Source organism: Pannonibacter anstelovis (genome assembly GCF_036881715.1).
Classification (GTDB): Bacteria; Pseudomonadota; Alphaproteobacteria; order Rhizobiales; family Stappiaceae; genus Pannonibacter; species Pannonibacter anstelovis.
This window is the reverse complement of the sequence record NZ_JBAKBF010000014.1, coordinates 111898-126999: the sequence shown is the minus strand read 5'-3', so window position 1 is coordinate 126999 and position 15102 is coordinate 111898. Positions and strand designations below refer to the sequence as shown.

Below are 15102 nucleotides of genomic sequence, written 5' to 3'. Positions count from 1 at the left end.
GTCTTCAAGATCAGGGGCCCAACGGCCTCCGTCCCGCAATCACAATGACAGACTTTCGATACACAGGGGCCCACTCGCTTGCAGAGAGATGCCGTATTCCTGAGTGCTGCAGCAGCGGGATTTTGCGCAAGCCTGTCCACTCTGCCGCAGGCGCTCCGCTCTGGGAGTGGTTGGACCCCGGGTCTGCGCTCCGCTCCGCCCGGGGCGACGCGGAGTGTGTGGTGGGGCCGTGCTTCCTGTTGAAGTGATAGACGTGGCGGATACTCCGGTGCTGTCACTCGTTGAGCGTCAGATAAAGATCCTTCCAGCCGGGATTGAAGCGCTCGATCAGCTGAATTTTCCAACTGCGCTGCCAGCGTTTGATCCTTTTCTCTGTGCTGATCGCTGCCTGAGGATCTTCAAATGTTTCGTAATAGACCAGCAGAATTGTGCCGTGTTTTTTACAGAACGCTGAGCCGATGCCAGTCCGGTGCTCGTGAATGCGGCGGGCAAGATCATTCGTTACCCCGGTGTACAAGGTGCCATTCATCCGGCTGGCTGTGATGTAGACATAGAATGGCATGTCTTCTCGATCCTGTACTCCTCGGCAATCATGAGGAGATGTTTTTAAAAGACACAATCGATATTCTGGCCGTATGGCCCGGCGCCGCAGTTCCTGCCCGCCCTTTCCCCCGATATATTCCGCTCAAAGCCTCGCTCTTGCCGCGATTGTTGCTATATTGTTCTCCATGACAAGCACCCGAACCCTGGCTGGATGAATGACTGTGCCTCCCGGTTTTTCCGACGACTGGAGCGATATTGACGCTGAGTATGATGCCGGGTTTGCGCCGGGGGCAGCTCCTGTTGCGGCCCACAAGCCGCAGGGGGGCGGCATTGCCGCACGGGCTTTGGCCGCAAGGCAGGGAGCTGGCCAGCAGGGCGGGGCCCCGGAATATTTCGAAGGCCTCAATCCGGAACAGCGGCTGGCGGTGGAAAGCGCCGATGGCCCGGTTCTGGTGCTGGCAGGAGCTGGCACCGGCAAAACCCGTGTTCTGACCACACGCATCGCGCATATTCTGGCAAGCGGCCGGGCCTATCCCTCGCAGATCCTTGCGGTGACCTTCACCAACAAGGCGGCGCGCGAGATGAAGGAGCGCATCGCCCGTTATGTGGGCGAGGGCGTCGAGGGCATGGCCTGGCTGGGCACGTTCCACTCCATCTGCGTGAAGATCCTGCGCCGCCATGCAGAGCTTGTTGGCCTCAAGAGCAGCTTCACCATCCTCGATACCGACGACCAGCTGCGCCTGATGAAGCAGGTCATTCAGGCCGAGGGGCTGGATGAAAAGCGCTGGACGGCGCGCATGTTCGCCGCGCAGGTGGACAGCTGGAAGAACCGTGGCTTGACGCCGAGGGACATTCCGGAAGGCGAGGCGCGTTCCTTCGGCAATGGCAAGGGGCGCAAGCTTTACGAGGAGTATCAGGACCGTCTGTCCGTGCTCAATGCGGCGGATTTCGGTGACCTGCTGCTGCACTGCATCACCCTGTTCAAGACCCAGCCAGATGTGCTGAAGGACTATCAGCGCCGCTTCCGCTACATGCTGGTGGATGAGTATCAGGACACCAACATTGCCCAGTATCTGTGGCTGCGGCTGCTGGCGCAGGGCAATGCCAACATCTGCTGCGTGGGTGACGACGACCAGTCGATCTATGGCTGGCGCGGAGCGGAGGTGGACAATATCCTGCGCTTTGAACACGATTTTCCCGGCGCGCTCGTCATCCGGCTGGAGCGGAACTACCGCTCCACGGCTCATATTCTCGGCGCGGCCTCGCATCTGATTGCCCACAATGAGGGGCGGCTTGGCAAGACGCTCTTCACCGATGACAAGGACCCGGAAGCTGAAGCCGTCACGGTCGCCTCTGCGTGGGATTCGGAGGAAGAGGCGCGCTCCATCGGTGATGAAATCGAGGCGCTGCAGGGCAAGGGGCATTCGCTCAACCAGATCGCCATTCTGGTGCGTGCGTCCTTCCAGATGCGCGAGTTTGAAGACCGGTTCATCACGCTGGGGCTGAATTACCGCGTCATTGGCGGCCCGCGTTTCTATGAACGGCTCGAAATCCGCGATGCCATGGCCTATTTCCGCTGCGTGGTGCAGCCAGCCGATGATCTGGCGTTCGAGCGCATCGTCAACACACCCAAGCGTGGCCTTGGCGAGGCGACGCTGAAGATCGTGCATGAATTGGCCCGGTCGCAGCGCATTCCGCTGATCGAGGCTGCAACGCAGCTGTGCCGCACGGAAGAGATCAAGCCCAAGGCGCGCAAGGCGCTCACGGATCTGCTGGCTGATCTGGACCGCTGGCGGGCGCAGCTCACCCGCGTCAAGCATTCGGAACTGGCGGAAATCATTCTGGACGAAAGCGGCTACACGGCCATGTGGCGGCAGGACAAGTCCGCCGAGGCGCCGGGCCGGCTCGACAACCTCAAGGAACTCATCCGCTCCATGGAAGAGTTCGAGTCTCTGCCAGGGTTCCTCGAGCATATCGCCCTCGTGATGGACCGGGATTCGGCCGACGCGGCCGATGCCGTCTCGATCATGACGCTGCATTCGGCCAAGGGGCTGGAGTTTGACACGGTGTTCCTGCCGGGGTGGGAAGAAGGCCTCTTTCCGCATCAGCGGGCGCTGGACGATGGCGGCCGTGCCGGACTGGAGGAAGAGCGGCGGCTTGCCTATGTGGGCATCACCCGGGCACGGCAGAGGGCGAAGATCTGGTTTGCCTCCAACAGGCGCATTCATGGCTCATGGCAGTCGAGCATTCCCTCGCGGTTTCTGGATGAGCTGCCGGAGGATCATGTGGAAGTCGTCGAAAGCTCCAGCCGCTATGGCGGCTACAGCGGCGGTGGCTATGGCGGGGGCAACAGCTACGGCGTGTCACGCTTCGACAGCCGCGATGCCTTCCAGAACACCTATTCGACGCCGGGCTGGCAGCGGGCGCAGAAGGCGCGTGCTGGTGGGGAGGATTACGGGCGGCGCGGCGACATGCGCTCTGCCCGCAGCCGGGCGCAAGGTCCGCTGACCATCGAGGGCGAACTGGTAGCCCGCTCCGTGGCGGACAAGCCGTCGGAGTTCGAGATCGGCGAACGGGTGTTCCACATCAAGTTCGGCTATGGCGCGATCCGGGCCATCGAGGGCAACAAGCTGACCATCGATTTCGAGAAGGCCGGTGAAAAGCGGGTGATCGACAGCTTCGTCGAGCGGCATTAAGCGCAGGGCCGCACGCTGGTTTCCTGCGGTCTTCAGGCTACTGCCGCCCGAATAGGCTGGCTGTTTGGGGCCGCTGGGGCTATATCGGCCACGTCATTGCCAAGCTGCCGAGGATTTCATGCAGACTGTGAGAGTGCGGATCTGTGCCGCCGAACTGGAAGCCAAGCGTATCTACGGGATCGTGGAACAGGCCTATGAGGACGATGGCAACCCGGTCACGGTCTATGAATTCGTGCCGGACGGCTCGGTCTGGGCGGTCGAAATCCTCATGTTCGGCATGGAGCCGGACGAAGCTGCCGATGAGCTGAAGGACCGGGTGGGGGCTGATGCCTTTGCCGCGCCGGTTGAAGCCGAGGTGCTGGAAGACCTGAACTGGGTGGAGAAGAGCCTTGAGGGGCTTGCTCCCGTGCCGGCCGGGCGTTTCCTCATCCACGGCAGCCATGACCGGGGCACTGTGCCAGCGGGCAGCATCGGCATCGAAATCGAGGCCGCGCTTGCCTTTGGCACCGGGCACCACGCCACCACGGAAGGCTGCTTGCGCGAGATCAGCCGACTGCTCAGCCATTGGCGGTTCGACAAGATCCTCGATATCGGCACCGGTACCGGCGTTCTGGCCATTGCTGCGGCCAAGCTCTCGCGCCAGCAGGTGATTGCCAGCGACATTGATCCGGTGGCAACGCAGACGGCAGCTGAAAACGCGGTGCTGAACGGTGTGGGCAATTTCGTGCGCACCTTTACGGCGGCTGGCGTGGAAGACCGGCGCTTTGCCGAATATGGTCCGTTTGATCTGGTGATTGCCAACATTCTGGCCCGTCCGCTGATGCAGATGGCAAAAAGCATCTCGGCCCGCATGACCGGCGATGCCACGCTGGTGCTCTCGGGCCTGCGAATCGAGGACGGCCCGCGCATCCTCTTCGCCTATGGCACGCAAGGCTTCCGCCTTGTGCGGCGTTTTGAAAAGAACGGCTGGATCACCCTGACCCTGACGCGCGGACGCGGCTGAGGGCAGATCGGATGAGGATGAGGCGGGCCCTGTGCCTGCCTCATCGTTCGGCAAACAACAGGCACTCTCCATCGTCATCCCGGCCAAACGCAGCGCGAGCCGGGACCGGTGAGCCGGGGTGCAAGTTGGTTTGCACTTAAAGGCGATAGCCGGGAGACCTTGGCTCACCGGTCCCGGATCTCGGCTTCGCTCTCGTCCGGGAAGACGACAGTGGAGGATGTCAGGAAGGGCAACTCCCTGCCTTCTCCGTCATTCGCCAGCATTCTGATTCAACTCGCTGCCCCTCTGATTCCGCCATGTGCCACAAGCCATTGCCCCAAAACGGAAAAAGGCCCCCGGAGGAGCCTTGTCATCCCGCAGTCCGGGCGGCGGATTGCTCCGCCGCGGCTGCGATATGGTTCCGTCTCAGATCGCGCTGGTGAGCGAACCCTGGCGGCGCAGTTCTTCGCGATCGTAGCCGTAAGCTGCCAGCGTGGCATCGTCCAGCGACAGCAGGTAGCCGTTGACATAACGCAGGGCCTGCTTTTCACGCGCGGCGACCATGTGGTCGAAAGCGCGGCGGATGATGCTGCGGGACGAACGGCGATCAGCGGCGATCATCGTGGAGGTAACAGTCGAAAGTGCCATTTGGATTTCTCCATCAATTCAGTGTGGCTAGGTTCCTCCCTCGTCACGGGTTGAATATGGCCTCATCCGGCCATTGCGAAAAGACATGGAACCGCATGACTGCCTTGCGTTTATTGCATGTGCGAAAAGACTATACCGCAGTGCGAAGGGAAACGGCTTTTTAACCTTGCTGCATGTGGACGGGTGGTGCCTTTGAGATTGTCTGGCCGCTGCGGCGGGTTTAGGCTCCGCTCCATGTTCCAGACTTTTGACACCCCCACCGATCCTTCCGTTGGCCGTCCGCGGCTTCAGGCCCTTCAGGCAGAGCTTGCCCGCCGTGGCCTCGACGGTTTCCTCATCCCCCGCGCCGACGCGCATCAGGGCGAGTATGTTCCGCCCTGCGACTGCCGCCTGCAGTGGCTGACCGGCTTTGGCGGCTCGGCAGGCGTGGCCGCCGTTCTGGGCAGCAAGGCGGCTATCTTTGTGGATGGCCGCTATACGCTGCAGGTGCGCGAGCAGGTGGACTGCGAGGTCTTCACCCCGCTGCATCTCATCAACGAGCCTCCGCTGAAGTGGATCGAGGCGAATCTTTCCAAGGGCATGAAGCTGGGCTTTGACCCGATGCTGCATACGCTCAACGCAACCCGCCGCCTGCGCGAAGTCTGCGCCAAGGCAGGTGCTGAACTGGTGGCTGTCGAGACAAATCCAGTTGATGCGGTTTGGGAAGACCGTCCAGAGGCGCCGCTGGGCGCGGTTTCGCTCTATCCGCTCAAGCTTGCTGGCGAGGCCGTTGCGGACAAGATTGGCCGCGTGATGGGCTCTGTCGTGGAGCGCGGTGCCGACGCGGTGGTGATCACCCAGCCCGATTCCATTGCCTGGCTCTTCAACATTCGCGGGTCTGATGTGTCCCACACGCCGCTGCCGCTGTCCTTTGCCGTGCTGCAGGCCGCGCAGCCATCCGTGTTGTTCATCGACGGGCGCAAGCTCTCCAACGAGGTCCGCAACGAGCTTTCGGCCTATGCCGATATCGCAGAACCGCATCAGTTCCTGCCCGCGCTGGAAAGCCTTGGCAAGGAGGGGCTGACGGTGATGGTCGACCCTGATCTTGCTGGCGAGGCCATTGCCACAAGGATCACGGAGGCGGGCGGCAAGCTGGTTGAGGCTGCCGATCCCGTTCTGCTGCCCAAGGCCATCAAGAATGCCGCGGAGATCGCAGGGGCCAAAGCGGCGCATCTGCGCGATGCGGCGGCCTATTGCCGGTTCCTGTGCTGGCTGGACGAAGAAGCGCCCAAGGGCACGCTGGACGAAATCGGGGCTGCGGAAAAACTGGAAGCCTTCCGTGCTGCGACGGGCGTCCTGAAGGACATCTCCTTCGACACCATTTCGGGTGCGGGGCCTAACGGGGCGATCTGCCATTACCGGGTGAACCGGGAGAGCAATCTGCCAATCCCGCTGAACCGCCCGTTCCTGATCGATTCCGGCGGACAGTATGAGGACGGTACGACGGATATCACCCGCACCATCGCGGTGGGTGAGATGACGGCGGAGATGAAGCGCCACTTCACGCTGGTGCTGAAGGGCCATATTGCCATTGCCACGGCCCGCTTCCCGGAAGGCACGACGGGCGCGCAGCTTGATACGCTGGCGCGCATCGCCCTGTGGCAGGCGGGCCTTGATTATGACCACGGCACCGGCCACGGCGTCGGGGCATATCTCTCCGTCCACGAAGGGCCGCAGCGCATTGCCAAGACGGGCAACCAGCCACTGAAGCCGGGCATGATCCTGTCCAACGAGCCGGGCTATTATCCGGCCGGGGAATACGGCATCCGCATCGAGAATCTGGAGCTGGTGACGGAAGCGCGGGACATTCCCGGTGGCGAGCGGCCCATGCTGGGCTTCGAGCCGTTGACACTGGCGCCCATCGACCGCCGGCTGGTGGATGTAGACCTGCTGACTGTGCCCGAGCGCAACTGGCTCAACGCCTATCACGCCCGCGTCCGCCACGAAGTCGGTCCGCATCTCGATGGCAAGACGCGCATCTGGCTAGAGCAGGCGACGGAGCCTGTCTGATCCGGCTGCGGGGGGCGGTGAGCAACTCACGGCTTGCTCAGCGTCATACCCGCAAAGGCGGGAAACCAGTATTCCCTGTCCTGGCAGTCTGGCCACAGGGGGTACTGGCTGCCCGGAGCACGTCCGCTCCAGCTCCTCACACATTGAATCAAGCCGTTGAGACGGTGCTGTCCCTGCCTGGCGACTTGATTCCGGCGCTCTGTTTAACGCCCTGAAAAATATGGCCTTTACCGGTGTTCTTCTTCCGCCGCTTTAATCAGCACGGCATTGTAATGCCCCAGCGCATCCACATGCAGGGCTGTGGCGACTGGCACAAGCGGGGCTGAGCGGCGCACCACGGGAAGCCTGGTCTGGCCTGTTTCATCGAATCGTCTCAAGGCCTTGTCGAGCGGCTCGTCCGTGAAAAGTACGGGCGTTTCCGGCGTCAGCGGATCATGATCTCCGGTGTCTCCGGGAGCCAGAGGTATCATGAAGTCATCCACCCGTACCTCCCGCGCCAGCATCCTGTGCAGCCCGTCTTTCAGTGGCACACCGCGCATCTCAAGTTGCCACTGGAAGAAAGAGCGCCCGTGCACGGCCTGGGTGATACCGGTGGCAATGGAGACGCAGAGCAGCAGCGCCATAGAAAGGCCGTAGCCGCCAGTCAGCTCGAAGACGATCATGGTGGTAGAGACGGGCGCGCCCAGAACCGACGCCGCAACTGCACCCATGCCGAGAATGGCATAGAGCCCGCCGCTGGAGGCCATGTCCGGTACGGCGGCGGCGGCCATGATGCCGAAGGCTCCGCCCGTCATGGCGCCCAGATAGAGCGCAGGTGAGAACACGCCGCCACCAAAGCGGGAGGCAAGGGTGATGGCGGTTGCCGCCGTCTTGGCAACGAGCAGGGCAAGCAGAAGCGTCAGAGGAAGCTGGCTCTTCAGCGCTTCATCGGTTGCCTCGTAGCCAACGCCCAGCACATGGGGAAACATCAGCGCGATGGCCCCGATGGCAAGTCCGCCCGTGACCGGGCGCAGCCATAGCGGCAGGGGAATGTTCCGCGCCACCCAGTCCGTACCGGTCAGAGCAAACTGGAACAGGATGGAGACGATTGCGCAGGCTAGCCCCAGAAGCGCGAAGGCGGGAAACTCCCAGTAGGAGGTGATCTGATAGGCAGGGATGACGAAGGCGGCCACGTCACCGAACCACAGCCGGGAGAACACGGTGCCGGTGACGGCGGCGACGGCGACAGGCGGAAGGGCCGAGAGGGCATAGTGCCCGAGAATGACCTCATGGGCGAAAAGCACGCCGGCAATGGGGGCATTGAACGAGGCGGAGACAGCGCTGGCGACACCGCAGGCCAGTAGCATCCTGCGCGATGAGTCCGGTAAACTGAACAGGCGGCCCAGGCTGGTGGCGATGGTGGCGCCCAGATGCACCATCGGCCCCTCGCGCCCGGCGCTGGCGCCTGAGCCGAGCGAGAGCGCGGCAATCAACGCGGAAGACATGCCCGGCCAGAAGCGCAGGCTGCGGCCGGCACTGGCGCGCGCCTCGATTACATCGGCTACACTGCAGGCCCTCTGCATCGGCTGGACGAATTGCAGCAGAACCCCTACCACCAGCCCGCCTGCCGCAGGGGCGAGCAGCACCACATACCAGGGCACCTGGGCAGCGGCGGTCACCACCGCCTCGCTGGAAGTTCCCAGCCAGAGTATCTGAACGAGGCCAATGGTCTCGCGGAAGAGAATGGCTGCCCAGGAGACGACTGCGCCGATGAACAGGGCCAGCATCCAGATGAGCGGCGCCTTGCTGTGGCGGAAATGCCGGATGTTCAGCCGCAATTCGGCGGCGATGGCCGCAACTCCGGTCTTGATTGGGATCTTGAGGGAAAACAGCGGAGTGGGGCCTTGGGCCATGGTGTGATGCTCTCTACATCCTGGAAGGCAGGCGCTGCGGCCACTGGCCACGCGTTCTCTTCTTACAGGAGTTCTATTCTGAACAGGACCTCTTGTTTGCAGCAGCCTCTCCGGGCACTGGCCGGAAAAGACAACAGAACCGGGACTTGCCCACAAGACAGCTTTGGGTGGCGGGGCATCTTTGATAGTGTGCGCCAGCATAAGAGGGCCGGAAACCAAGGCCTTCATCAAAGGATGAGGAGATGCGCCATGTCTCTGGCGGCCATGCAGGTTCAGGTGAAACGCAACGAGGACGGCATTGCCGCGGTGAAAGCGGCGCTTTCTTCCCGTTTCGGTGAGCGGTGCCTCACTTCCGCAGCCGTTTGTGAGCAGCACGGCCACACCACCACCTGGCTGCCGAATCAGGCCCCTGATGTTGTGGTGTTTGCTCAGACGACGGAAGAAGTGGCGGAAATTGTCCGGGTTTGTGCCCAGCACAAGGTGCCGGTCATCCCCTTTGGCACCGGCTCGTCACTGGAAGGCCACGTCAACGCGCCGGGCGGAGGCGTCTCCATCGACGTCAGCCGCATGAACAGCATTCTGGAAGTGAATGCGGAAGACCTCGACTGCGTGGTGCAGGCGGGCGTGACGCGAACGCAGTTGAATGCCTATATCCGTGACACGGGCCTGTTCTTCCCGATTGATCCGGGCGCGGATGCAAGCATTGGGGGTATGACGGCAACCCGTGCATCGGGCACCAATGCGGTGCGCTACGGCACCATGAAGGATGTGGTGCTGGGCCTAACTGTGGTGACGGCCGATGGCCGCATCATCCGCACGGGCGGCCGGGCGCGCAAATCTTCCGCAGGCTATGATCTGACCCGGCTTTTCGTTGGCTCGGAGGGCACGCTGGGCGTCATCACCGAAATCACCCTGCGGCTCTTCGGCCAGCCGGAAGCCATTTCAGGCGGTGTCTGCCCCTTCCCGGATGTGGAATCGGCCTGCAACGCGGTGATCATGACCATTCAGTCCGGCATTCCCGTGGCGCGGATCGAGCTTCTGGACAAGATGCAGGTGCGGGCCTGCAACGCGTATTCGAAGCTGGACCTTGAAGAAACGCCGACGCTGTTCCTTGAATTCCATGGCACGGCTGCGGGTGTGAAGGAACAGGCAGAACTCTTCGAGTCGATTGCGGCCGATTGCGGCGGCGGCACTTTCCGCTGGTCGGCACAAGCCGAGGAGCGCACAAAGCTCTGGACTGCGCGCCACAATGCCTATTTTGCAGCACAGGGCCTGCGCCCCGGCTCCAAGGCGGTGTCAACGGATGTCTGTGTGCCCATCTCCCGCCTTGCCGAATGCGTGGCCGAGACGGTGGCGGATATCGAGCGGCGCGGGCTGCTGGCGCCGATCGTCGGCCATGTGGGTGACGGCAATTTCCATACGCTGGTTCTGGTGGACGTCAACGACCCGAAGGAGCTGGCTGAAAGCGAGGCCTTCATCGAGCAAATGAACTGGCGGGCCATCGAAATGGGCGGCACCTGCACCGGCGAGCATGGTGTGGGGCAGGGCAAGATGAAATATCTGAAAAAAGAGCATGGAGACGCACTGGATGTGATGCGTACCCTTAAAATTGCCCTCGATCCGGATAACATCATGAATCCGGGTAAGATCGTGCTCGTGTAACGGCAGGCTGCTTCGAGCAACAGGAGCCCAGGCAACAAGCGCCGAGGCAAGAGGAGAATGACGCTGAATTCGGTCTATATCACGGCGGGTGTGGCTATCATCCTGGCGCTTCTGGCGGCGCTGGTGGGGCCTCTCTTTGTTGACTGGACAGCGTACCGTTCGACCTTCGAGCGCTATGCTGGTGAGGCGCTGGGCCACAAGGTGACGGTGCTGGGCAAGGCGGACATGAGTCTTTTGCCTGCTCCGGCGCTCACCTTCACCGATGTGCGGGTGGGGGATGCGGAAAACCCGCTGCTGTCTGTCTCCCGCTTCCAGATGCGGGTTGAACTGCCGTCCCTGCTCAAAGGCGAGATCCGCGTCGTGGAAATGCGGCTTGACCGGCCGCAGGTCAATCTTGCGCTCGATGAGGAGGGGCGTCTTGACTGGCTGATGGAGCGCAGCGAGGCGGGCCTTGCCCGTGTGGACCCGAAGAACGTCGCCTTCGACCAGATCGAGGTGAACAACGGCAGCGTGACGCTCTCCGATGCCCGCGACGGTGGCTCGCACCAGATCGAGAACGTGAACGTTGTGGTGAGCGCACGTTCGCTCAACGGCCCGTTCAAGGTGGACGGCAGTCTTTCCAGCGATGGCGAGCCCATGTCCTTGCGCCTTGCCACCGGCGAGCGCCAGCCCGGTGGCGGGATCCGCATCAAGGCAGACCTGACCCCGGCACTGACGCCTGCCCAGGTAAGTGTTGATGCACTGTTGAGCGACAAGGCCGGTGCGCCGGAGCTTGAGGGGCGGTTCACGCTTGCATCTGTGCCTTCCGATGATCCCGCCGATCAGGAATGGCGGGTACAGGGAGACTTGAAGGCTGGTCCAGCTGCGGTCACCGTGCCGTCTTTTGAACTCCGCTATGGGTCTGAGGAGCGGCACGTAACGCTGACCGGCGAGGGAAATCTGGATCTGGCAGGTTCGCGCCGGTTCCTCGTCAAGGCAGGTGCGCGGCAGCTGGATCTGGACCGGATGCTGGGTCAGGGGCCGCAGCAGCCCGTGTCCATCAGCACGGCTGGACAAAGCCTTCTTTCCGGTCTTGCCGAGCTGGCGCCTGACACTCTTGAAGGCGAGGTTTCTCTCGATCTTCCTGCCATCGTGGCAGGAGGAGAGATCATTCAGGGGACGAGGCTGGATCTCGAAACGGCAACGGGCGGCTGGAAAGTGCTGCGGCTGGCAAGCCTCCTGCCTGGGCGCACACAGGTGACCACCCAAGGCGACCTGTCCTTGCTAGAGGAGCCGGCCTACAGCGGGACGCTGGTGCTCAACTCTGCGCAGCCTGGCCTGCTGACAGGCTGGCTGCAGGGGCACAACGGGCTTGTTTTCACCGGCCTGCCGGTTGCGCTTGAAGGCAAGCTGGATGCGGGCAGAGGCGGCGTCAGCTTTGCGGCCTCCCGCATCGATGTCGATGGGGCGAAGGCGTCCGGCTCCATTGCCTACACCCACGAGCACAATGGCAAGTCTGTGTTTGCTCTGGGCCTCGAGGCGGAGAAGCTGGATCTGGACCTTCTGTCCGGGCTTGCGCCCGCCTTGGGCGCCGACGCGCTGGGCGGGATTGTCGCCGGCGCCGAGATTGACGTGAAGCTTCACGCGCGCGAGGTGTCGATCCGCGGCATCAAGGGCAAGGCACTGACGGTGGAAGCCGGATATGACGGCGAACAGCTGAAGATCTCGAAGCTTTCTGCCAATGATCTCGCCGGTGCGCGCATCGACGCCATCGGCACCATCCGGGATCTGACGACTGCTCCTTCGGGTTCGCTCAACGCGACGCTGGAGGCAAGCTCGCTGGCTGGGCTTTATGCCCTCATCGAGAATGCGGCGCCAGACAGCGAATTGACCCGCCGGCTGCAGATTGGCGGCGATTACCTGGTGCCGGCGAAGCTGGATGGGCGCATTGAGGCCAAGCCTTCCGGGAATGGCAGCGAGATGCGGCTGGTGCTGTCCGGCGAAGTCAACGGCAACAAGCTTGGCCTCGACAGCCGCTTCGACGGGCGGATTGATGCCTGGCGCGAGGGTGACGCCAACTTGAGCTTGAGCATGTCCGGGCCTGAAGGGGCGCTGCTGCTGCGCCAGCTCGGCTTTGATGCCGCTTCGGAAGAGGGGCTTGGCGCGGCGGAACTGGCACTTAAGCTGAACGGGCAACCGGGCGAAAATCTCGCCCTCGGCCTCGATGCGAAGGCGGGAACGAGCCGTCTGGAGGCCACCGGTGACCTGGAGCTGCCACGCGATGGCCTGCCGCTGCGCTACACAGCCGGTGTCACGCTGAAATCACAGGACCTTTCTCCTGCTGTGCTGATGACGGGCGAGGTTCTGCCTGCCTTGGCGGGGGATCTGACGGCGGACCTGCGTTTTGATCTTCTGGGCGAGGGCGGCAAGCTCACCTTGAGTGACATCAAGGGCACCATGGCCGGTGTGACAGTGGCTGGACGGCTGACGGGCGATCTGACGCCCGGCGAAGATAACGGCCTCTACCGGATCTCCGGCGCGCTGGACCTTTCGTCTCTCGACGCCCGCCTGTTGTCGGAAGTCATGCTCGGCGCGGATCAATGGGCGCTTGCTGAGGGCAATGGCGTCTGGCCGGGGCAGGCGCTTGGTGCTCCCTTTGCCGGTCATATGGATCTGGGGCTCGATCTCAAGGCTGCGAAACTGTGGCTCGATGATCTGACGGCCATCGAAACAGTATCCGCGAAGCTGCGAATTGCCCCGGACAGCCTGCGTTTCGAAAGCCTAGAGGCCCGGTATGGCGGCGGCAGCCTGAGCGGGCAGGTGGCATTGACCCGTAATGCGGGCGAGGCGGGCTTCTCCGGAACGCTGCAACTGACCGGCGCACAGGCCGAAAGCCTTGTCTGGCAGCGCTCTGGCCGGGCCGTGGCCACCGGCACGCTGGATGTGAATGCTCAGTTTGAAACGAGCGGCAGGTCCATCGCGGCCATGGCCGCCGGGCTCAGTGGCGGCGGTACGGTCGCCCTCAAGGACGGTGAGCTGCGGGCGCTGAACCCGGAAGCCTTCGGCCTCATCATCCGTGCTGCGGACTCCGGTCTGCAGCTGGAAGAAGACAAGATCCGCAGCCTGTTCGCCAGCCAGCTGGACGCGGGCACGCTGCCTTTCACTTCCATCGAGGGTTCGCTGTCGATGGCGGCCGGCCGCATCAGCTTGCGCAATCTCAGTGCTGAGGGAACTGCGGCGGCGCTGCTTGGTTCCGGCCAGATCAATCTGAATGACTGGACCGTACAGGCAGATCTTTCGTTGAAGGCCGACGCGGGAGAGGACGCTGTCGCCGGGGCTGAACCGCAGGCAGGCGTGATCTTCTCCGGCCCTCTGGGCAACCCGGAACGGCGGATCGACACTGGCCCGCTAATGGCCTTCCTCACTCTGCGCGCCTTCGAGAAGGAAGTGGAGCGGGTGGAGCGCCTGCAGGCCGACATCCTCGACCGTGACAGGCTGGCACGGGAAATGAAGTACTTCCGTGAGGCGGAAGACCAGCATAAGGCGGCTGAAAAGGCTGCTGCCGAGAGGGCTGCTGCAGAAAAAGCCGCTGCAGAGAAGGCGGCTGCGGAAAAGGCTGCTGCTGGAAACGCGTCAGACCGTGAGCCGGAAAAGGTCCCTGAAGCCGCTCCTTCACCTGAGCAGCGCGGAAATGCGCAGAGCACCGGACCATCCCGGAGTGAGCGCGCTCATGCGGGACCGCAGCCTGCGAATGGGGATGCAATCGGCGAGCTTCTGACCTTCGAGGAAAAGATCCAGTCCGCCATTGGAAATGCCGGGCGCAATGGTGCCGGATCCAGCGAACCTGCGGCGACCGGAAGCGTGGCGCCGCTGCCGCCTCTGGAGCCGGCGAAGGAAATTCCCGCTGCGCCGCGTGTGCAGGGACAGCGCTCTGATGCTGGTGCAGGCAGGCCCGCCGCGCGCACTCAAGCCAAACCGGCACAGCCGGTGATGGTCACCATGCCCAGCGGCCTCGTGGTCACCTATCCGGCACCTGCCAACTGATCCTTTCGGGTAAGAGCCCAGCATCTTCAGAGAATTCAGAGGTTTCGCCATGCCATGACGGAGGAGTGGCGGTGCAAGAAGGGTTCTCAATCGGCACCCAGGCTTGCGGCGTTCCGTCACCCTTGCTCCGGCACAGCTTTGAGCGCTCTCAGCACAAACACTCGGGCGGCGGAGGACAGAGGCTGATCTGGTGCGCGTTCGGCGTCGATCATGCCGATAAGGGCGGCGAGAGAGAGGGAGCGTTCTTCTGCGATCCGGTCAAGCTCAGCCCAGAAATCAGGCTCAAGTGCGAGGCTCGTGCGGTGCCCCTTGAGGCTGAGCGAACGCTTGAGAAAGGTCACGCCTGACCATCCCTGTCCGGATCTTCCGTGTCATCAGAGGCCTTGCGCTCCAGCTGATGGGCGTCCAGCGTCTGCTGCGCCTTGCTGTCGAGCGCGTCCTTGAGCTTGCGTTCCGCCTTGGTGCGGCCGTGGAGGCGGCGGTTGGTTTCGGCCTCGCTCTCCCGCGCCTTCCGGTCACGGGCCTTTCGCGCCTGCCGCAGGTTGATGATGTCCGCGCTCATGTCTCAGCCTCGCCAAAGTGCCTTATCCAACATGATAGCCAGGCC

10 protein-coding genes and 1 pseudogene are annotated in these 15102 nt (G+C 62.9%); 6 read left to right on the top strand and 5 right to left on the bottom strand.

What is annotated here, in order from left to right; translation table 11 throughout:
- Positions 1 to 274 precede the first annotated feature (274 nt).
- Positions 275 to 562, bottom strand: a complete 288-nt coding sequence (locus tag V6L75_RS18765) for a GIY-YIG nuclease family protein (protein ID WP_334253007.1) — start codon at positions 560 to 562, stop codon at positions 275 to 277.
- Positions 563 to 758: 196 nt separating this feature from the next.
- Here V6L75_RS18765 and V6L75_RS18760 point away from each other — a divergent pair, with 196 nt between their 5' ends.
- Positions 759 to 3239 carry an ATP-dependent helicase gene (locus V6L75_RS18760; protein WP_334253006.1) on the top strand — a complete coding sequence of 827 codons (2481 nt, stop codon included), beginning with the start codon at positions 759 to 761 and terminating at the stop codon, positions 3237 to 3239.
- A gap of 118 nt (positions 3240 to 3357) precedes the next feature.
- Positions 3358 to 4242 (top strand): 50S ribosomal protein L11 methyltransferase, encoded by an 885-nt coding sequence (locus tag V6L75_RS18755; RefSeq protein WP_334253005.1) that lies wholly within the window; start codon positions 3358 to 3360, stop codon positions 4240 to 4242.
- Positions 4243 to 4647: 405 nt separating this feature from the next.
- Here V6L75_RS18755 and V6L75_RS18750 read toward each other — a convergent pair whose 3' ends face one another.
- Complete coding sequence (locus V6L75_RS18750; RefSeq protein WP_040678584.1) at positions 4648 to 4869, bottom strand: hypothetical protein; 222 nt, start codon at positions 4867 to 4869, stop codon at positions 4648 to 4650.
- Positions 4870 to 5103: 234 nt separating this feature from the next.
- Here V6L75_RS18750 and V6L75_RS18745 point away from each other — a divergent pair, with 234 nt between their 5' ends.
- On the top strand, positions 5104 to 6918 hold the full coding sequence (locus tag V6L75_RS18745; RefSeq protein WP_334253004.1) for an aminopeptidase P family protein: 1815 nt from the start codon (positions 5104 to 5106) through the stop codon (positions 6916 to 6918).
- A gap of 227 nt (positions 6919 to 7145) precedes the next feature.
- Here the strand turns inward: V6L75_RS18745 and V6L75_RS18740 are convergent, their stop codons facing one another.
- On the bottom strand, positions 7146 to 8810 hold the full coding sequence (locus V6L75_RS18740; protein WP_334253003.1) for a chloride channel protein: 1665 nt from the start codon (positions 8808 to 8810) through the stop codon (positions 7146 to 7148).
- Positions 8811 to 9059: 249 nt separating this feature from the next.
- Here V6L75_RS18740 and V6L75_RS18735 point away from each other — a divergent pair, with 249 nt between their 5' ends.
- The 3 genes and pseudogenes from V6L75_RS18735 to V6L75_RS18730 all read left to right on the top strand — a co-directional run bounded on the left by V6L75_RS18735 (position 9060) and on the right by V6L75_RS18730 (position 14495).
- A complete protein-coding gene (locus V6L75_RS18735; protein ID WP_334253002.1) occupies positions 9060 to 10472 on the top strand; it encodes an FAD-binding oxidoreductase in 1413 nt (470 codons plus the stop codon).
- Between the two features lie 51 nt (positions 10473 to 10523).
- A pseudogene (locus V6L75_RS21120) lies at positions 10524 to 11198 on the top strand (AsmA family protein); the annotation flags it as partial.
- 279 nt (positions 11199 to 11477) lie between these two features.
- Entirely contained in the window at positions 11478 to 14495 is a 3018-nt protein-coding gene (locus V6L75_RS18730; protein ID WP_486651793.1) for an AsmA family protein, read from the top strand.
- A gap of 116 nt (positions 14496 to 14611) precedes the next feature.
- Here the strand turns inward: V6L75_RS18730 and V6L75_RS18725 are convergent, their stop codons facing one another.
- On the bottom strand, positions 14612 to 14836 hold the full coding sequence (locus tag V6L75_RS18725; protein WP_334253000.1) for a ribbon-helix-helix domain-containing protein: 225 nt from the start codon (positions 14834 to 14836) through the stop codon (positions 14612 to 14614).
- Positions 14833 to 15057: a DUF4169 family protein gene (locus V6L75_RS18720; RefSeq protein ID WP_334252999.1), complete on the bottom strand. Its 225-nt coding sequence runs from the start codon at positions 15055 to 15057 to the stop codon at positions 14833 to 14835. Before V6L75_RS18720 ends, V6L75_RS18725 begins: the two co-directional genes overlap by 4 nt.
- Positions 15058 to 15102: the final 45 nt, after the last annotated feature.

Excerpts from the sequence above, each read along its gene's own strand:
- V6L75_RS18765 (WP_334253007.1), bottom strand. The coding sequence starts at position 562 with ATGCCATTCTATGTCTACATCACAGCCAGCCGGATGAATGGCACCTTG.
- V6L75_RS18730 (WP_486651793.1), top strand. The coding sequence starts at position 11,478 with ATGCTGGGTCAGGGGCCGCAGCAGCCCGTGTCCATCAGCACGGCTGGA.
- V6L75_RS18740 (WP_334253003.1), bottom strand. The coding sequence starts at position 8,810 with ATGGCCCAAGGCCCCACTCCGCTGTTTTCCCTCAAGATCCCAATCAAG.
- V6L75_RS18755 (WP_334253005.1), top strand. The coding sequence starts at position 3,358 with ATGCAGACTGTGAGAGTGCGGATCTGTGCCGCCGAACTGGAAGCCAAG.
- V6L75_RS18760 (WP_334253006.1), top strand. The coding sequence starts at position 759 with ATGACTGTGCCTCCCGGTTTTTCCGACGACTGGAGCGATATTGACGCT.
- V6L75_RS18750 (WP_040678584.1), bottom strand. The coding sequence starts at position 4,869 with ATGGCACTTTCGACTGTTACCTCCACGATGATCGCCGCTGATCGCCGT.
- V6L75_RS18735 (WP_334253002.1), top strand. The coding sequence starts at position 9,060 with ATGTCTCTGGCGGCCATGCAGGTTCAGGTGAAACGCAACGAGGACGGC.
- V6L75_RS18745 (WP_334253004.1), top strand. The coding sequence starts at position 5,104 with ATGTTCCAGACTTTTGACACCCCCACCGATCCTTCCGTTGGCCGTCCG.
- V6L75_RS18720 (WP_334252999.1), bottom strand. The coding sequence starts at position 15,057 with ATGAGCGCGGACATCATCAACCTGCGGCAGGCGCGAAAGGCCCGTGAC.